The organism is Halomonas ventosae (assembly GCF_004361885.1).
GTDB lineage: Bacteria > Pseudomonadota > Gammaproteobacteria > Pseudomonadales > Halomonadaceae > Halomonas > Halomonas ventosae_C.
The window spans coordinates 62,804-81,211 of sequence record NZ_SNWH01000011.1; the positions used below are offsets into that span (position 1 = coordinate 62,804).

Sequence of the window (18,408 nt, forward strand, 5' to 3'; positions counted from 1 at the left end):
TTTTTGGTGCGCCTATTGTCTGGCGATGGCTGCCGTTAGGCTGTCTTGACTCGCGGGTCATCGTGAACACAGGAAGGAAGGCGGTTGATGGTAGTGGTCGGGGTTTGGAGGCCGATCAATAGGGCGTCGAGCTCGCGCAGACGCTTCACGGCCTGGAACCGGTAGGCTGCCTCGGGGTCGCGCTGGCGCATGTGGCTGAGCCACTGTTTGATGAGCGCAGTAACGGTACGCGTCGGAAGTGTGCTACGCTGCAGCGCAGCAAAGTCAGCAAGGATTCGTGCCCGGGCCTCCCAGGGCGTATCGGGTAAGCGCTCACCAGTCATCTGCCAGTGGCGGATGCGCGCCGCGAGCCAGGGGTCCGCCAGGGCGCCGCGACCGAGCATCACGTCGCGACACCCGGAGAGGGTGCGGGCCTTCCAGTAGTCCTCCAGGGTCCAGATCTCGCCGTTGGCGACCACTGGGATGGAGAGGCGCTGGTGGATGCGGCCGATCCACTCCCAGTGGGCCGGTGGGCGGTAGCCCTCTTCCCGGGTGCGGCCATGCACCACCAGGTGGCGGGCACCCCCTGTCTGGGCAGCGCGCCCGCAGGCCAGTGCCAGGCGTCGATCGGCGAAGCCCAGGCGGATCTTGGCGGTCACCGGAATGCGGTGTCCTACCGCCTCATGCACGGTCGCGACCACGGCATGCACGCGCCGCGGGTCGCGCAGCAGCGAGGCGCCGCCGTCGTGGCGATTGACCAGCTTGGCCGGGCAGCCGAAGTTGAGGTCGACACCGGTGGCGCCTAGGCGCAGTGCCTGGGCGGCGTTGGCCGCCAGGGCCTCGGGATCGGAGCCGAGCAGTTGCAGCTGGACCGGTACGCCGGCCGGAGTCGTCATGCGAGCGCCCTGGAGTTCGGGGCAGTGCTTGTGGAAGACGCGCGGTGGCAGTCGGGCATCTACCACGCGGACGAACTCGGTGACCGCCCAGTCGAAGCCCGGCTGCCGGGTCAGCAGGTCCCGGGTGTGAGCGTCGATAACGCCCTCCATGGGGGCCAGGCCGACCCTGCCCGGTACATCTTGTAGTAAATTAACAACGCCGACTTCCACCACAGCACCATTGCAATCTGATCAGAGTGTGGCAGGTTATAGCATCGAAAATTTTGCGCAAGCCGCCATGTCTCGCACCGTTGAGGCGCATGGAGGTACATGTTCAACAGGAGAGGCGCGCGATGCAGGACATGCAGCTGCTGGAAGAGGGACTCTCCCTCATGGCCCTTGGCATGGGCTTTGTTTTTGTTTTTCTTACCTTGCTAGTCATCGTCACCACCCTGATGTCCAAGATCATCGGTCGCTTCTTCCCGGAGCCCGTGGCGCCTCCGGTGCCGGCACGCGGTCGTGGTGCCGCTCCCCAGGACGATGACGTCATGGTGGCCATCAGTGCCGCGGTGCATCACTATCGCCGCCGACACCGCCGCTGAACCCCGCCTGCCTCCCTTCTCCCTACATCCACTACCTCAAGGTCAAACCCATGACTGACAACGCTCGCCCGCTGGGCATCACCGATGTGGTCCTGCGTGACGCCCACCAGTCGCTGTTCGCCACCCGCATGCGCCTCGACGACATGCTGCCCATCGCCGAGAAGCTCGACCGCGTCGGCTTCTGGTCGCTGGAGTCCTGGGGCGGGGCCACCTTCGACGCCTGTATCCGCTACCTCGGCGAGGATCCGTGGGAGCGGATACGGGCGTTGAAGGCCGCCATGCCCAACACCCCCCAGCAGATGCTGCTGCGTGGCCAGAATCTGCTGGGCTATCGCCACTACGCCGATGACGTGGTGGACAAGTTCGTCGAGCGGGCCAGGACCAACGGCGTCGACGTGTTCCGTGTCTTCGATGCCATGAACGACCCGCGCAACCTGGAGCGCGCCATCCAGGCGGTGCGCAAGGTCGAGGGCCATGCCCAGGGCACGCTCTCCTACACGGTGAGCCCGGTGCACACCCTGGACGGCTGGGTCGAACTCGGCAAGACCATCGCCGCCATGGGCGCCGACTCGCTCTGCATCAAGGACATGGCCGGCCTGCTCAAGCCCTACGACGCCTTTGAACTGGTCACCAAGCTCAAGAAGGCGGTGGATATCCCCATCCACATGCAGTGTCATGCCACCACCGGCATGTCCACCGCCACCGCTCTCAAGGCCGCCGAGGCGGGCATCGATAACGTCGACACCGCCATCTCCTCGATGTCGATGACCTATGGCCACAGCCCCACCGAATCGGTGGTGGCGATCCTTCAGGGCACCGAGCGTGACACCGGGCTGGACCTCGAACTGCTCGAGGAGATTGCCGCCTACTTCCGTGAGGTGCGCAAGAAATACGCCGCCTTCGAGGGCTCGCTGAAGGGTATCGACTCGCGCATCCTGATCGCCCAGGTGCCGGGTGGCATGCTCACCAACATGGAAGGCCAGCTCAAGGAGCAGGGCGCCGGCGACAAGCTCGACGACGTGCTCAAGGAGATCCCGCGAGTTCGCGAGGACCTGGGTTTCATTCCGCTGGTCACTCCCACCTCGCAGATCGTCGGCACCCAGGCGGTGATGAACGTGATGATGGGCAGCCGATACACGTCGATCTCCAAGGAGGTCCAGGCGCTGCTCAAGGGCGAATATGGCGCCGCCCCCGCGCCGTTCAACAAGGAGCTGCAGGCGCGCGTGCTGGAGGGGGGTGAGCCGATCACCTGCCGCCCAGCCGATCGGCTGGACCCGGAAATGGATCGACTGACCGCCGAGCTCAAGGAGAAGGCTAAGGCCGACGGCATCCGCCTGGCCGAGGGCGAGCGCGAGATCGACGACGTGCTCACCTATGCGCTCTTCCCGCAGATCGGCCTGAAGTTCCTCAAGAACCGCGATAACCCTGAGGCCTTCGAGCCGGCACCCCAGGCACCGGATACCCAGGCATCGCAGCCGCCGGCGAAGGTCGAGGACAAGGGGGGCGCGGCCGCGCCGTCCGGCCCCGAGACCTATACCGTCAAGGTCAACGGCAAGGCCTATGTGGTGGAGGTCGCCGAGGGGGGCGAGATCGGCGACGTCACCGCCCAGGGCGAGGCCCAGCCCGCCAGCGCGCCGGCCCCGGCCTCCAGCGGCGAGGCGATCACCGCGCCGCTGGCCGGCAACATCTTCAAGGTCAACGTGCGCGAGGGTGACAGCGTCGCCGAGGGCGACGTGGTGATCATCCTCGAGGCGATGAAGATGGAGACCGAGGTGCGCGCGGCGAGCGCCGGCACCGTCTCCGCCGTCAAGGTCGGCGAGGGCGACAGCGTCGCCGTCGGCGACGTGCTGATCGAACTCTAGGGGCCCCGTCATGGAGAAACTGCTTACCCTCTGGTATGGCTCGGGGCTCTACAACCTCAGCCTGGGGCAGGGTGTCATGGTCCTGGTGGGCCTGGGACTGCTCTACCTGGCCATCGCCAAGAAGTTCGAGCCGCTGCTGCTGGTGCCGATCGGCTTCGGCGGGATACTGGCCAACATCCCCGAGGCGGGTCTCGCCCTTTCCGCCGCCGAGCAGGCGGCGCATCTGGCACGGCCGGCGCTGCTCGAGCAGATGGCCGCGGCGCTGCAGCTCGGCCTGGACCCGGGCGCCAGCGTCGAGGCCTGGCGCCACACCCTGAGCGAGACCCTGCATGGTGACCTTTCCCCGGCGCTGCTGCGCTCCGCCAACGACATAGCCATGGACGCCGGCTTCGCCCACGGCATGCTCTACCAGTTCTACAGCGTGGCGATCGCCTCGGGCATCGCCCCGCTGGTGATCTTCATGGGCGTGGGGGCGATGACCGACTTCGGGCCGCTGCTGGCCAATCCCCGCACGCTGTTCCTGGGCGCGGCGGCGCAGTTCGGCATCTTCGCCACCCTGCTCGGCGCGGTGGGCATGTCGGCCATGGGCTGGATGGATTTCTCGCTTAACCAGGCCGCCGCCATCGGCATCATCGGCGGCGCCGACGGCCCCACTTCGATCTACGTGTCGAGCATCCTGGCGCCGGAGCTGCTGGGTGCCATCGCCGTGGCCTCCTACTCCTACATGGCGCTGGTGCCGCTGATCCAGCCGCCGATCATGAAGGCGCTGACCTCGAAGCGGGAGCGAGAGATCGTCATGACCCAGCTGCGGCCGGTGTCAAAGCGCGAGAAGATCGTCTTCCCGCTCAGTCTGCTGATCCTGGTGGTGCTGTTCCTACCGGATGCCGCGCCGCTGCTGGGGATGTTCTGCTTCGGCAACCTGATGCGCGAGTGCGGGGTGGTGGAGCGGCTCTCCGACACCGCCCAGAACGCGCTGATCAACATCGTGACCATCTTCCTGGGTCTCTCAGTGGGCTCCAAACTGATGGCCGACCGCTTCCTGGCCGTGGAGACCCTGGGAATCCTGGCGCTGGGCATGGTGGCCTTCGCCATCGGCACCGCCTGTGGGATCCTGATGGCCAAACTGATGAACACCGTGAGCCGGATGCCGATCAACCCGCTGATCGGCTCGGCGGGGGTCTCGGCGGTGCCCATGGCAGCAAGGGTCTCCAACAAGGTGGGGCTGGAGTCCAATCCCCACAATTTCCTGCTGATGCATGCCATGGGGCCCAACGTGGCCGGGGTGATCGGCTCGGCGGTGGCCGCCGGGGTGATGATCAAGTATCTGGGGTGAGGCGCCTCGGGATCAGGCGTCGATAAGCTCGAGGTGGCCGCGCAGCCGCGACGCCAGTGGGCTCAGGTCTGCCTCTATGTCACGGGGCCAGCCCACGGTGAGCACCACCCCGTCGGCGGCGTAGTCGGCCTGCGCGACTGGCACCTGCTGCTCGGCCAGCCAGGCGCGGGCCTCGGCCTCTCCGGCGAAGTCGACCCGCAGGCGCAGTGGGGTGCGCTCGACCACGGTGCGGCGCGGCAGGGCCTCCAGGCCTTCGGCGACGGCGCGGGAGTAGGCGCGTGCTAGGCCGCCGGTGCCGAGCTTGGTGCCGCCGAAGTAGCGCGTGACCACGCAGCCCACCTGGCCGAGCCCCGATCCTTCCAGTACCTGGAACATGGGGCGCCCGGCGGTGCCGCCGGGCTCGCCGTCGTCGGAGAAGCCGATGGCGGTCTGCTCGCCGGGTGGGCCGGCGATGAAGGCACTGCAGTGGTGGCTGGCGCCGGGGTGGGTGCGGCGGGCCTCGGCCAACAGTGCCTCGAAGGCGATGCTGTCCGGCGCATGACAAAGCCAGGTGATGAAGCGGCTTTTCTCCACTACCAGTTCGCTCTCTTGCCAGCGTCCCGCAGGGACGTCGGGGACGGCGTAGCGCATCAGGCGGCTAGCTCCGTCTGGCGCACCACCCCCATCACCAGGCCGATCACCTGGATGTCGTCGTTGCGCAGGTAGATGGGCGCCATGCGCTCGTTGGCCGGCTGCAGGCGCACGCCGGACTTCTCGATGTAGAGCTTCTTCAGGGTGACCTCCTGGTCGTTGATCATCACCACCGCGGTCTCGCCGTTCTCGGCGCTCTCGCGACGTTCGATGATGATTACATCCCCGTCGAAGATGTTGCAATCGACCATGGAGTCGCCGCGCACCCGCAGGGCATAGGTATTGCGGCGCACCATGCGCGTGGGCACCTGGATGCTGTCGGCCTGGGGACAGGCCTCGATGGGCATGCCCGCCGAGACACGGCCGAGCAGTGGGATCTCGGTCAGCGTATCGGCCTCGATGGCTACCCAGACCTCGGCCAACGGAAGATGGGGGCGGCGCTCCAGGTACTGCGATATGACGTTGGGCATGCGAGGGTTCCCCTGGCGTTGAAAGAAACTGTCAATACGTACAGTGCTTCACGAGCATAGCAGCGGGCTGGAATCTGGCAAGAGAGGGGGGCCACGCAAGGCTTGATCCACACCAAGTGTGACCGCCTGACGCAGACGGCTCGACTGGTAGCCAGAGCCCTTTGCATGTAGAGTTCCGGGCGAAATACCCCATGCCGGGAGAGTGCCTTGAGCCTGCGTCTGCAAGCCCGAAAGCTGGCCTGTGAGCGGGACGATCGCTGGCTGTTCCGCGACCTTGACCTGGACATCCATGCCGGCGAGATCGTGCGTGTGGAGGGCCCCAATGGCAGCGGCAAGACCACCCTGCTGAAGATTCTTTCCGGACAGCTGGCCGACTTCGAAGGCGAGCTCTACTGGAACGACCACCCCATGCGGCGCAAGCGCCAGGACTTCCTGGCCAACCTGCTCTATCTGGGGCATGCACCGGGGGTCAAGGCGGCGCTGACGCCGCTGGAGAACCTGGCCTGGTACCAGGCCCTGGCGGGCGAGCCCGATGCCGAGGCGGCGCGCTTTGCGGCGCTGGCGGCCATGGGGCTCGCCGGCTTCGAGGATCTGCCCGCCGGTCAGCTCTCCGCGGGCCAGCAGCGCCGGGTGGCCCTGGCCCGGCTGGAGCTGATCCCGCGTCCGCTGTGGGTGCTCGACGAGCCCTTCACCGCCATCGACCGCGACGGCGTGGCGGCGCTCGAAGGGCGCCTAGCGGCCCATGCCCTGCGCGGCGGCTGCGTGCTGGTCACCACCCACCACGCACTGGCCGAGTCGCCGGCACTGCGCTGTATTCGGCTGGGGCAGGGGGGTGACGATGCCGCACTCTGAGCCACGCCTGACGCAGGAGCCAGGAAAAATGCCGCTGTTCCGGGAACCCGAGGGCGGCGCGTGGGTCGCAATACGAGCGACGTTGAAGCGTGACCTGGTGTTAATGATGCGCCGGCGCAGCGAGGTGCTCAACCCGCTGGTGTTCTTTGCCCTGGTGATCACCCTGTTCCCGATCGGCATCTCGCCGGACCCGGAACTGCTGGCGGTCATCGCCCCGGGCCTGCTGTGGGTGGCGGCGCTGCTTGCGGCACTGCTCTCGCTGGACAGCCTGTTTCGCAGCGACTTTGACGATGGCTCCCTGGAGCAGCTGCTGCTTTCGCCCCAGCCGCTGCCTGCGCTGGCGCTGGCCAAGGTGGCGGTGCATTGGTTGCTCACCGGTCTGCCGCTGGCGCTGATGGCGCCGCTGCTAGGCATCTTGCTGTCGCTGCCGTCAGGCAGTTATGCGGTGCTGGCGCTATCGCTGGCGCTGGGCAGTGCCAGCCTGAGCCTGATCGGTGCCATCGGGGCGGCGTTGACTGTAGGGCTCTCACGGGGCGGGGTGCTGCTTTCGCTGCTGGTGCTGCCGCTCTATATCCCGGTGCTGATCTTCGGCGCCGGGGCCGTGCAGGCGGCCATCCTCGGCGATGGCGTCTCCGCGCACCTGGCCATTCTGGGTGCGCTTCTGGCAGTGGCGCTGGGCCTCGCCCCATGGGCGATCGCGGCCTCGCTGCGTATCAGTATCAACGGTTGAGGACGACAATCAGTATGTGGGCCTTCATACACAAGCTTGGCTCTCCCAAGTGGTTCTACGCCATCAGCGAACGGCTGCTGCCGTGGTTCTGGGTGGCGGCGGCGGCGCTGATCCTGGTGGGCAGCGTCTGGGGGCTGGCCTTCGCCCCCGCCGACTACCAGCAGGGCAACAGCTTCCGCATCATCTATGTGCACGTGCCGGCGGCCTTCCTGGCTCAGTCGATCTTCGTCACCATGGCGGTGGCCGGCTTCATCTTCATGGTCTGGAAAATCAAGCTCGCCGACATGGCGGCGACAGTGATGGCCCCGTTGGGCGCCGCCATGACCTTCGTGGCACTGTTCTCCGGGGCGGTGTGGGGCGTGCCCACCTGGGGAACCTGGTGGATGTGGGATGCCCGCCTCACCTCGATGCTCATTCTGCTGTTTCTCTACTTCGGCGTCATCGCCCTGCGTGGCGCCTTCTCCAGCCGCGACAGCGCCTCCCGGGCGGCCTCGCTGCTGGCGATGGTCGGGGTGATCAATATTCCCATCATCAAGTATTCGGTGGACTGGTGGTATACCTTGCACCAGCCGGCCACCTTCAGCATGACGTCGCGACCGGCCATGCCGATGGAAATGTGGGCGCCGCTGCTGATCATGGTGCTGGGCTTCTACTGCTTCTTTATCGCGGTGACCCTGATGCGCACCCGCAGCGAGATTTTGCGCCGTGAATCGAGCAAGCGCTGGGTGCGTGAGCTGACCATGGAGGTGAGCTGATGGCATTTGATTCCCTGTCGGCTTTCCTGGCCATGGGCGGCCATGGCGCCTACGTATGGGCGGCCTGGGGTGTCACCGGGCTGCTGCTGGTGGCCGTGGTGCTGCATGCCCGTGCCGAGCGCCGCGTGCTGTTGCGCGACTTGCGGCGTCGGGCGCGTCGTACGCAAGGCTACGGCGCCGCCGAGACTCAGGTTTCCCATCAAGAGACTCAGGTTTCCCATCAAGAGGGGCACGTCCATGAGAGCTAAACGCAAGCAGAAGCTATTCGTGATCCTGGGGCTGGTCTCGCTGGCCGCCATCGCCGTGGGCCTGACCCTCTACGCCCTGCGCAGCAATATCAACCTCTTCTTCAGCCCGGTGCAGATCGCCGCCGGGGATGCGCCCCTGGCGCGCCAGATCCGCGCCGGTGGGATGGTCAAGAAGGGCTCGGTGGATCGCGACAAGCAGAGCCTCGAGGTGACCTTCACCGTCACCGACTATGTCGACGATCTCGAGGTGCGCTACAGCGGCATCCTCCCCGACCTGTTCCGCGAGGGGCAGGGGGTGGTGGTGGTCGGCGAGCTCCAGCAGGATGGCTGGCTGCGCGCCGACCAGGTGCTGGCGCGCCACGACGAAAACTACATGCCCCCCGAGGTGGCCCAGGCGCTGGAGGAGTCCGGTTACTCACCGCAGGACTACCAGGCCAAGGCTGGTGAGCTGGGCCAGTGGCGTGACGCGCAGTCTAATAACGCCAACCTGAACTGATCCGGAGTGTCCATGCAGACCCTAATGATCCCCGAAATCGGCCACTACGCCATGATCATTGCCCTGCTGATGGCGGCAGTGCAGGCGGTCATGCCACTCGCCGGCGCCGCCACGCGCCGCCCCCTATGGATGGCCTACGCGCGTCCCATGGCCACCGGGCAGTTCCTCTTCCTGGCCATCGCCTACGCCTGCTTGACCGCCAGCTATCTACTGGACGACTTCAGCGTGGCCAACGTGGCCAACAACTCCAACTCGATGCTGCCCTGGTACTACAAGGCCAGCGCCGTGTGGGGCAATCATGAGGGTTCGGTGCTGTTGTGGAGCCTGATCCTGGCCGCGTGGACCTTCGCCGTGAGCCACTTCTCGCGGGAACTGCCGCGCGACATGCTGGCCCGGGTGATAGGCGTCATGGGGCTGGTCAGCGTTGGTTTTCTGACCTTCGTGTTGATAACCTCCAACCCCTTCGAGCGGCTGTTGCCCAATGTTCCCCAGGACGGCGCCGACCTCAATCCCCTGCTGCAGGACTTCGGGCTGATCGTTCATCCGCCGATGCTCTACATGGGTTATGTGGGCTTTTCGGTGGTCTTCGCCTTTGCCATCGCCGCCCTGCTGGAGGGACGCCTGGATGCAGCCTGGACCCGTTGGGCGCGGCCCTGGACCAACATCGCCTGGGCCTTTCTCACCGTGGGCATCGCCCTGGGCAGCTGGTGGGCCTACTACGAGCTGGGCTGGGGCGGCTGGTGGTTCTGGGACCCGGTCGAGAACGCCTCGCTGCTGCCGTGGCTGGCCGGCACGGCGTTGATCCACTCGCTGGCGGTGACCGAGAAGCGAGGGACCTTCAAGAGCTGGACGGTGCTGCTGGCGATCTTCACCTTCTCGCTGTCGCTGATGGGTACCTTCCTGGTGCGCTCGGGCGTGCTCACCTCGGTGCATGCCTTCGCCAACGACCCCGCCCGCGGGTTCTTCGTCCTGATGCTGCTGGGGATCACCGTGGGGCTCTCGCTGCTGTTATTCGCGCTGCGCGCGCCGCGGGTCAGCCAGCGGGTAGGCTTTGGCTGGCTGTCGCGTGACGCCCTGCTGCTGATCAACAACATCCTGCTAGTGATCATGACCGTCACGGTGCTGCTGGGTACGGTCTATCCGCTGCTGCTCGATGCCCTCAACCTGGGCAAGATCAGTGTCGGCCCACCCTACTTCAACGCACTCTTCGTGCCGTTGACCGTGGTGCTTTGCCTGTTCATGGGCTTGGGCCCTCTGGCGCGCTGGAAGGATACCCCGGCCCGCGACCTCTTCCGGCGCAGCTGGCTCGCCGGCCTAGCAGCGCTGGTGCTCGCTGCACTCGCGCCGCTTCTCTACCGCGGCGAGTGGAATCTCAAGGTCAGCCTGGGGGTGCTGGTGGCGCTGTGGATCGTGCTGCCCATGGCGCGCGACCTGTGGGCCAAGTCCCGTCACTCCGCCGGTCGCCTGGCCGGCCTCAAGCGCCTCTCGCTGGCCTACTGGGGGATGATCCTTGGCCATCTGGGTATTGCGGTGACCATCATCGGTGTCACTGTGGTCTCCAACTATGCCATCGAGCGCAACGTGCGCCTGGGAGTGGGCGATAGCGTCGAGTTGGCCGGCTATACTTTCACCATGACCGAGCTCGCCAACCGCCGGGGACCAAACTACCTGGCGGATACCGCCGAGCTCGAAGTGCGTCGCGGCGACAGCCAGCGCCGTTTTACCATGACCCCCGAGAAGCGTCTCTACATCGCCCGTGGCATGCCGATGACCCAGGTCGCCCTGCGCCCCGGCCTGTTTCGTGACCTCTACGTGGCCATGGGCGAAAACCTGGGAGACGGCAGCTGGGCCATGCGCCTGCAGTACAAGCCTTTTGTGCGCTGGCTGTGGCTGGGGGCCTTGCTGATGGCCACCGGCGGGGTGCTGGCCGTGGCCGACCGGCGCTACCGGCGCCGCGTGACGGCCCGCGACCCCGAGCGCGCGGTGGTTGCTGAACCGCGGGAGGCTACCACATGAAGCGTCGCCTGCTGCTGCTGCTGCCGCTGGTTGGCTTCCTGGTGCTCAGCGCCTTCCTCTACATGGGGCTGTCGATCAACCCCTTCGAACGCCACTCGGCGCTGATGGCTCGGGACTTCCCGGCCTTCGAGCTCACCACCCTCGAGGATCCCGAGCGGGTGGTGGATGCCTCGCTGCTCGAGGGCGAGGTCACCCTGGTCAACGTCTGGGGTGAATGGTGCCCGACCTGCAAGCAGGAGATGCCCCAGCTGCTTGACCTCGCCGAGCGCGGCGTGCGCCTGGTGGGGGTTGACTACAAGGACACCCGCGAGAAGGGGCGCGGGTTTCTGGGTGAGTTCGGCAACCCCTTCGAGGTCAACATCTTCGATCCCGAGGGCAGCCTGGGCTTCGACCTGGGCGTTTACGGCGCCCCGGAGACCTTCCTGGTCGATCGCGACGGCATCATCCGCTATCACCATACCGGCTACATCAAGCCGGAGGACGTACGCGAAAAGATACTGCCGGAGGTGGCAAAATGGCGCTGATCACCCGCCTGCTGCTGTGCGTCCTGCTGCTGTGGCCCGTCCTGGCTCAGGCGGCGGTGGATGTGCGTGAGTTCGACGACCCGGTGACCGAGCAGCGCTACCGCGATCTCACTGCGACCCTGCGCTGTCCCAAGTGCCAGAACCAGGCGATCGGCGACTCGGACTCGCCGATCGCCGGCGACATGCGCGAGCGGGTCTATCGCCAACTCCAGGCCGGCCGTTCCGACAAGGAGATCCTTGATTTCATGGTCAACCGCTTCGGTGACTATGTGCTCTATAACCCGCGCCTCGAGGGCCGCACCCTGCTGTTGTGGGGACTTCCCGCCGGGCTGGCACTACTCGGCGCCCTGGTGGTGGTGCTCATGGTGCGCGCTCGTCGGCGCACTTCGGCCCGCGACTTGAGCGCCGAGGAGCGAGCGCGACTGGATGCTCTAATCAAACGCGAGAGGACCGAATGACTCTGCTATGGATCGCCCTTGCCGTGCTGCTGCTACCGGCGCTGTGGTTGCTGGTGGCCCCCCTGCGGCATGCCGCCGCCGTGCGTGCCGCCCAGCGCGACGTCGAGGTTAACAACCGCACTGCCGACCAGAACCTGGCCATCTACCGTCGTCGCCTGGCCTCGCTGGAGGCCGCCCGTGAGCGCGGCGACATCGACGCCCAGCGCTTCGAGGAGGATCGCCTGGAGCTTGAGCGCAGCCTGCTCGAGGACACCGAGCGCCGGGAGCGTGCGCCACTCAAGCTGACCACCTCCGGTAAGCTGGCGGTGCCAGTGGTGATGCTGGCCGTGGTGCTGGCCAGTGTCTTCTGGTATCACCAGAAGGGCGCCGAGGGCGACCTCGCCCTCTATATGGTCCAGCAGCAAGTAATGAACGATCCTGATGCCTCGTTGCCAATGCTGGTCGAGCGACTCGAGGAGCAGGCCGCCCGCCAGCCCGGCAACCCCAACGTCTGGCGAGCACTGTTCCCGCTCTACCGTGACAGCGGTCGCATCGGCGAGGCCACCCGTGTTCTTGAGCGGCTGATCGCGCTCGAGGGTCGCCAGCCCGGGCTGCTGGCCGAGCTGGCACAGATGCGCTACTTCGCCGCTGGCCGCGAGATGACCGACGAGGTCCAGTCGCTGGTCGACGAGGTGCTGGCGATGCAGCCCGCCCAGCCCACGGTGCTCGGCATGCTCGGCATCGAGGCCTTCGAGGGTGGCGACTACCAGACCGCCATCGATCAGTGGCGCCGGGCCATCGCCGGCCTGCAGGACTCCGGTACCGCCGATGCCCTGCGCCAGGGCATCCAGGTCGCCCAGCGACGCCTGGGGATCGTCCCCGATGCGACCGATCAGGCCGGCGAGGGGCCCGGCATCTCCGTACGGGTGCGCCTGGCGGACGATCTCGCCGGTCGGCTCGAGGGAAATGCTAGCGTCTTCGTGGTGGCCCGCGACCTCAAGGAGGAGCTGCCGCCGCTGGCCGTGGTCCGGGCTCAGCTGGACGAGCTGCCGTTGACCCTGGTGCTCAACGACGCTGACGCCATGGCGCCGATGGCACGACTCTCCAGGGTGGACCAGGCGCGGCTGGTGGTGCGCGTCTCCGAGAGTGGCCAGGCCACGCCCCAACCCGGCGACCTGGTCGGCACCCTCGAGGGGGTGACGGTGGGCAACACCGATGGCGAGCCCGTCGAGGTGGTGATCGACCAGGTCGTCGAGTAAGTCCATGCGCCTCACGTCGATCCGCCTGGTGGGGTTCAAGTCTTTCGTCGACCCCGTGACCGTGCCTTTCGACGGCAACATGACCGCTATCGTCGGACCCAACGGCTGTGGCAAGTCCAACATCATCGATGCGGTGCGTTGGGTGATGGGTGAATCATCGGCCAAGACCCTGCGCGGCGAGTCGATGACCGACGTCATCTTCAACGGCTCCACCGGCCGCAAGCCGGTGGGACTGGCCTCCATCGAGCTGCTCTTCGATAACCGCGACGGCACCCTGGGCGGGGCCTATGCCCAGTACGCCGAGATCGCCGTCAAGCGTCAGGTTACCCGCGACGCCCAGTCCAGCTACTTCTTCAACGGCCAGAAGTGCCGCCGCCGCGACATCGCGGATCTGTTCCTGGGCACCGGCTTGGGGCCGCGCTCCTATGCGATCATCGGCCAGGGCATGATCTCGCGGCTGATTGAGGCGCGTCCCGAGGAGCTGCGCGCGACCCTCGAGGAGGCCGCCGGCATCTCCAGGTACAAGGAGCGCCGTCGCGAGACCGAGAACCGCATGCGGCGCACCCAGGAGAACCTGGAGCGCCTGGAGGACATCCGCGAGGAGCTCGACAAGCAGCTCGAGCGGCTCAAGCGCCAGGCCGAGGCGGCGCGTCGCTACCAGACCCTCAAGCAGGAGGAGCATCGCCTCAAGGGCGAGCTGGCGCTGCTGCGTGGGCGCGCCCTGCGCGCCAGCCAGAGGGAAGAGGAGAGCCGCGTCCGCGAGCTGGAGACCGCCGTGGAACGTGAGGTGCTGGGCATGCGCCAGGCCGAGAGCCGCCTGGAGGAGGCCCGCGCCGAGCATGACCGCCTGGCCGCCGAGCTCGACGACCGGCAGTTGCGCTTCTTCGAGACCACCACTGCCATCGCCCGCCTGGAGCAGGATCTCGAGCACACCCGCGCCCGGGACCAGCAGCTGGCCCGCGATCTTGAGGCCGCACGCCGCGAACTCGCTGAGCTCGCCCGCCTTGGTGACGACGACGACGCACGCCTGGTCCGCCTCGACGAGCGCCTCGAGACCCTGGGGCCGGAGCAGGAAGAGGTGGCCGAACAGCTCGCCGAGCTGGAGGCCGCCCTGGAGGAGGCCGAGCCCCGGGCCGAGGAGGCCGATGCCGCCTGGGAGAACTTTGGCGAGCGCTGGCAGGCACAGAGCCGCGAGGCGGAGCGCGCCCAGGACCGGCTGCGCGAGCTGGAGAGTCGGCTTGAGCGTCTGGCCGCCGACGAGCGTCGTCGTCGCCAGCAGCATGAGCAGCTTCCCGATATCGTCGAGCTGGGCGAGCAGCGCCGCGAGCTGGCCGAGCGCCGTGCCGAGCTCGAGGCACGCCTGGCCGAGCTTGAGGCACGTCGAGGCGAGCATCAGGTCAGCCGCGACGGTGCCCGGCAGCAGGTGCGGGAGGCCGAGGCGGCTCGCGAGGCCGATCGCCAGCGGCGCAGCACCCTGCAGGGCGAACTGGCCTCGCTGGAGGCGCTGATCCAGGCGGCCCTGGCCGATCACGACGCGGCGCTTGATGCGCACCTGGCCAAGCACGGCCTGGGCGATCAACCTCGCCTCGGCGAGGCCCTTGAGGTCGAGCCCGGCTGGGAGGCGGCGGTCTCCTGGGTACTGGCGCCCTGGCTGCGGGCGCGGCTGGTGTCGCTGCCCGGCGCCCGCGAGGTGCTGTCCTCGCCGCCGGACGCCGAGCTGGGCCTGCTCGAGGCCGAAGCGTCGCCTGCTCCGGCCGGCAGCCTGGCGGCCCGGGTGCGTGGCGCCGGCGCGGCCGGCCAGTGGCTGGCCGCGATCCGTTGCGTCGAGGACCGCGAGGCGGCCTGGGCGGCCCGCGAAAGCCTGGCGGCCGGCGAGAGCCTGGTCACCCCCGATGGTCTCTGGCTGGGAAGCGGCTGGGTGCGCCAGCGTGGCGCCGGCACCGGCCCGGATGCCCTGCTGGTCAGCCGGCGCCGCGAGACACAGGTGCGCGAGGAACTGGCCGAAGTGGAGGCCCGTCTCGCTGACCAGGAGCGCGATCTTGAAATGGCCATGGCCCGGGTCGAACAGACCGAGGCGGCCTTGGAGCAGTCGCGCGATGAGGAACGCGAGCTCGAGCAGCAGCGCCAGCAGCTGGCCGTGCAGGAGAGCGCCCTGGCCAGCCGGCTCGATCACCTGGAGGGGCGCGCCGCCGAACTCGCCGAGGAGCTTGAGGGCCTGGCCGAATCCCGCGAGGAGGCTCTGCTGGCCCTGGATGAGTCGCGCGAGCAGTGGCAAGCGGCCATGGCCCGGCTGGAAGAGGGCGCCGAGACCCGCGAGCGGCTTGAGCGGCAGCGTCGCGACGCGCGGCAGCGGCTCGCTGCGCTGCGCGCACGGCAGCGTCCCCTGGCCGAGCAAGCCCAGCGCCTGGCCCTGGAGCAGGAGCGCACCGCCACCGAGCGCAACGGCCTGGCCGAGCAGCTGGGGCGTGCCGGCGAGGCGCGGGAGCGCCTCGAGCTGCGCTGCGCCGAGCTCGAGGAGGCGCGCGAAGGCCTCCATGAACCCGACGAGGAGCATCGCGAGCGGCTCGACGAGCTTCTCGAGCGCCGCGAGCGCGAGGAGCGAGTGCTCAATGAAACCCGTGCCCGGGCCGCCGAGCTGGTCGAGCGGCTACGCGAGGACGAGCAGGCCCGCCACGGCCACGAGCGCAACCTCGAGGGCATTCGCGAGCGTCTTCAGGCATCGCGCATGCAGGTCCAGGCCCTGGCGCTCAAGGCCGAGGCATACGACGAGCAGCTCGCCGAGCTGAATCACGGCGCTGACAGCCTGGTCGAGTCCCTTGACCCCAATGCCACCGAGTCTGCCTGGCAGACCCGGCTGGAGGAGGTTGGTGAGCGGGTGCGCCGGCTGGGCGCCATCAACCTGGCGGCTATCGAGGAGTACGACCAGCAGGCCGAGCGCCGCGACTACCTAGAGGCCCAGCACGCCGAGCTCAGCGAGGCGCTGGAGACTCTGGACCGAGCCATCCGGCGTATCGACCAGGAAACCCGAACACGCTTCCGCGACACCTTCGAGCGAGTCAATGCCGGCCTTCAGGCGCTTTTCCCGCGGGTATTCGGTGGGGGAACCGCATGGCTGACGCTGACTGGCGAGGATTTGCTGGAAACCGGGGTGACCATCATGGCGCGCCCTCCCGGCAAGAAGAACAGCACCATTCATCTTCTTTCTGGCGGAGAAAAGGCCCTCACCGCGCTGTCGATGGTATTTGCCATCTTCCAGCTCAACCCGGCACCCTTCTGCATGCTCGATGAGGTGGATGCTCCGCTGGATGATGCCAATGTGGGACGCTACGCCAAGCTGGTGAAGGAGATGTCCGACAGCGTCCAGTTCATCTATATCACTCACAACAAGATTGCCATGGAAACTGCCGAACGCTTGATGGGAGTCACCATGCAGGAGCCCGGAGTGTCACGCCTGGTATCGGTCGGCGTCGAGGAGGCCGCGACCCTGGCCGAGGCCTGATGGGCTTGAACGTGAACAGCAAACGGGTTAACAAGGATGGCAAAAGAAAACGGCATGGCACGCAAGCGCAGGGAACCTGAAGGGCGATTGCGAAGGGTCGGTCGGGTTGCGGCAGCAAAATGCCGAGCTTGACAAGCAAAAAAGTGGCCCTTTTTTTGGCAATCGCGCTATGCTGTCGACGAACTACCATCAGGCATGGCGCCTTAGCAAAAGGCATGACGACCCATGGAACTAAGAGAGTGGCTGATCATAGTAGGGCTGGCGCTGGTGACCCTCATCGTCATCGATGGTGTGCGTCGCCTGCAGCATCAGCGTCGTGTTCCACGTCTCGACCAGGTCTCGGACCGTGACGAGCGTACCCCCCCGGGGAGCGACGAAGACCCTGAAGCGGCGGCCCGCGCGGCCGAAATCAACTGGGAGCTGCCCAACGGAGGGGCGCGGGTCGTCAGGCCGGCGAAAGACCAAGGGGTACAAGCCAAACCTAAGCTACAGCGCCAGGCGCATCCCGGCCCCTCGCGGGTGCTGGCGGAGTTCCGGCACCATGCCGACGGCTCCGGGGCATCGGCCCCCCGCTCGGTCAGCGAGCGTGAGCCGAGCATCACCCGCCCCGCCGAGGCGCGGGAGAGCCTGAGTCGCGATCCTGAGTCCGCGGCACAGCGCCAACCCGCCGCTGCGCGCAGCGCCCAGGCGCCCGCTTCCCGGGGCCCGGTGACGGCGACGAATCAGGAGCCAACGGGTCTCTACGCCGAGGACGACGAGCGATGCGAGCCGACTCTCGCGAGCCTGGATCGTCTGGACGAGACGTCCATGGATGACCACGCGTCGCGGGACGTCCACTCCCTGGCGGCCGATCCCGAGGATCACGATGGCTACACCGACGAGGAGCACTATCGCCTGGTGGATCTCGAAGGTATGGGCGATTCCCTCAAGAGCGGCTCGAAGCGGGTAGGCTCCTCCATGCAGCGTTTCGGCGCCTCCCTCCAGAGAAACCTCGCCGAGCGGCGTGAGCACAAGCGCGACGAGAAGGCCGAGAGGAAGGTGCGCCGCGAGCAGCAGCGCGCCGAACAGGCTGCCCGCGAGGCGGCGCGTCGTCAGCAGGCCGAGGATGAGAAGGCTATCCGCGACGCCGAGCGGCGTCGCCTGGAGATCGAGGAGACCATCCACGACGTGGCGGACGATGTCCCTGACGAGAACTCGAGGGACGACATGGCATCGCGCGACGACGTGGTGCGCACTCACCCTGTGCTGGAACGTGCCCTGCGCCATGACGTCAATGCCGAGCATGCCCGCCAGGCCCTGAGCGGCGCTGACGAGATCATCGTGATCAGCGTGCTGTCACGGGACGAGGAGGGCTTTTCCGGTACGGCACTGCTCGACCTGATGCTGGCCTGTGGATTGCGCTACGCCCGCGACATGGGCATCTTCCATCGCTTCGAGACCGAGGATCCGGATAGCCGCCTGCAGTTCTCGATGGTCAACGTGGTCAAGCCGGGAACCTTCCCCATTGAGGCGATGGATGACTTCCGGACTCCGGGTATCACTCTGCTGATGCCATTGCCGGGCGCCAGCGATACCGCGGCCGCCTTCGAGGCGATGGTCGAGACCGCCATGGTCATCGTCCGCCATCTCAGCGGCGAGCTGAAGGACGAGCACCAGAGCGTGATGACCGCCCAGACCGTGGAGTTTGCCCGCCAGCGTGTCCAGGAGTTCGAGCGCCGCAATCGCCTCAATCGCTTTCAGGTGAATTAGCCGACCGGGTTACGCCCCGAGCGGTAAGCTTGAAGCGCAACAACCCCATGAAACCATGGGGTTGTTGCGTTATCCGAGAGACGAAATGATGG

The 18,408-nt window shown here is 67.1% G+C and carries 17 protein-coding genes; 14 read left to right on the top strand and 3 right to left on the bottom strand.

Annotation, left to right across the window (positions count from 1 at the left end; all coding sequences use genetic code 11):
- Positions 1-35 precede the first annotated feature (35 nt).
- Positions 36-1,025, bottom strand: coding sequence for a tRNA dihydrouridine synthase (locus tag DFO68_RS09845; RefSeq protein ID WP_133483482.1), 990 nt, complete (start codon positions 1,023-1,025; stop codon positions 36-38).
- 182 nt (positions 1,026-1,207) lie between these two features.
- On the opposite strand from DFO68_RS09845, the gene DFO68_RS09850 reads away from it, so the two are divergent.
- From DFO68_RS09850 to DFO68_RS09860, 3 genes are read left to right on the top strand one after another with little or no spacing between them, the layout of a single operon-like run.
- Positions 1,208-1,456, top strand: a complete 249-nt coding sequence (locus DFO68_RS09850) for an OadG family protein (RefSeq protein WP_133483483.1) — start codon at positions 1,208-1,210, stop codon at positions 1,454-1,456.
- 50 nt (positions 1,457-1,506) lie between these two features.
- Complete coding sequence (gene oadA / locus DFO68_RS09855) at positions 1,507-3,318, top strand: sodium-extruding oxaloacetate decarboxylase subunit alpha (protein WP_133483484.1); 1,812 nt, start codon at positions 1,507-1,509, stop codon at positions 3,316-3,318.
- Between the two features lie 10 nt (positions 3,319-3,328).
- Positions 3,329-4,651: a sodium ion-translocating decarboxylase subunit beta gene (locus tag DFO68_RS09860; protein ID WP_133483485.1), complete on the top strand. Its 1,323-nt coding sequence runs from the start codon at positions 3,329-3,331 to the stop codon at positions 4,649-4,651.
- Between the two features lie 12 nt (positions 4,652-4,663).
- Here the strand turns inward: DFO68_RS09860 and DFO68_RS09865 are convergent, their stop codons facing one another.
- Complete coding sequence (locus DFO68_RS09865) at positions 4,664-5,281, bottom strand: IMPACT family protein (protein WP_133483486.1); 618 nt, start codon at positions 5,279-5,281, stop codon at positions 4,664-4,666.
- A complete protein-coding gene (lexA, locus tag DFO68_RS09870; RefSeq protein WP_133483487.1) occupies positions 5,281-5,751 on the bottom strand; it encodes a transcriptional repressor LexA in 471 nt (156 codons plus the stop codon). The genes DFO68_RS09865 and lexA overlap by 1 nt, the downstream gene beginning before the upstream one ends.
- 207 nt (positions 5,752-5,958) lie before the next feature.
- Between lexA and ccmA the strand changes: the two genes are divergently transcribed.
- The 11 genes from ccmA (at position 5,959) to zipA (ending at position 18,316) form a co-directional block, all read left to right on the top strand.
- The gene (gene ccmA, locus DFO68_RS09875; RefSeq protein ID WP_133483489.1) at positions 5,959-6,603 is read left to right on the top strand and encodes a cytochrome c biogenesis heme-transporting ATPase CcmA; all 645 of its coding nucleotides are present in this window, start codon (positions 5,959-5,961) and stop codon (positions 6,601-6,603) included.
- A gap of 28 nt (positions 6,604-6,631) precedes the next feature.
- Complete coding sequence (gene ccmB / locus DFO68_RS09880) at positions 6,632-7,333, top strand: heme exporter protein CcmB (RefSeq protein WP_133483490.1); 702 nt, start codon at positions 6,632-6,634, stop codon at positions 7,331-7,333.
- Between the two features lie 14 nt (positions 7,334-7,347).
- Positions 7,348-8,088, top strand: a complete 741-nt coding sequence (locus tag DFO68_RS09885; protein ID WP_133483491.1) for a heme ABC transporter permease — start codon at positions 7,348-7,350, stop codon at positions 8,086-8,088.
- Positions 8,088-8,336, top strand: a complete 249-nt coding sequence (gene ccmD / locus DFO68_RS09890; RefSeq protein WP_133483492.1) for a heme exporter protein CcmD — start codon at positions 8,088-8,090, stop codon at positions 8,334-8,336. The genes DFO68_RS09885 and ccmD overlap by 1 nt, the downstream gene beginning before the upstream one ends.
- Positions 8,326-8,832 carry a cytochrome c maturation protein CcmE gene (gene ccmE / locus DFO68_RS09895; protein ID WP_133483493.1) on the top strand — a complete coding sequence of 169 codons (507 nt, stop codon included), beginning with the start codon at positions 8,326-8,328 and terminating at the stop codon, positions 8,830-8,832. The genes ccmD and ccmE overlap by 11 nt, the downstream gene beginning before the upstream one ends.
- A gap of 24 nt (positions 8,833-8,856) precedes the next feature.
- Positions 8,857-10,848: a heme lyase CcmF/NrfE family subunit gene (locus DFO68_RS09900; RefSeq protein ID WP_166637551.1), complete on the top strand. Its 1,992-nt coding sequence runs from the start codon at positions 8,857-8,859 to the stop codon at positions 10,846-10,848.
- The gene (locus DFO68_RS09905; protein WP_133483495.1) at positions 10,845-11,372 is read left to right on the top strand and encodes a DsbE family thiol:disulfide interchange protein; all 528 of its coding nucleotides are present in this window, start codon (positions 10,845-10,847) and stop codon (positions 11,370-11,372) included. Before DFO68_RS09900 ends, DFO68_RS09905 begins: the two co-directional genes overlap by 4 nt.
- The gene (locus DFO68_RS09910) at positions 11,363-11,830 is read left to right on the top strand and encodes a cytochrome c-type biogenesis protein (protein WP_133483496.1); all 468 of its coding nucleotides are present in this window, start codon (positions 11,363-11,365) and stop codon (positions 11,828-11,830) included. Before DFO68_RS09905 ends, DFO68_RS09910 begins: the two co-directional genes overlap by 10 nt.
- A complete protein-coding gene (ccmI, locus tag DFO68_RS09915) occupies positions 11,827-13,068 on the top strand; it encodes a c-type cytochrome biogenesis protein CcmI (protein ID WP_133483497.1) in 1,242 nt (413 codons plus the stop codon). The genes DFO68_RS09910 and ccmI overlap by 4 nt, the downstream gene beginning before the upstream one ends.
- A 4-nt stretch (positions 13,069-13,072) precedes the next feature.
- Entirely contained in the window at positions 13,073-16,567 is a 3,495-nt protein-coding gene (gene smc, locus DFO68_RS09920; protein WP_133483499.1) for a chromosome segregation protein SMC, read from the top strand.
- Positions 16,568-16,792: 225 nt separating this feature from the next.
- The gene (gene zipA, locus DFO68_RS09925; protein ID WP_133483500.1) at positions 16,793-18,316 is read left to right on the top strand and encodes a cell division protein ZipA; all 1,524 of its coding nucleotides are present in this window, start codon (positions 16,793-16,795) and stop codon (positions 18,314-18,316) included.
- Positions 18,317-18,408 lie beyond the last annotated feature (92 nt).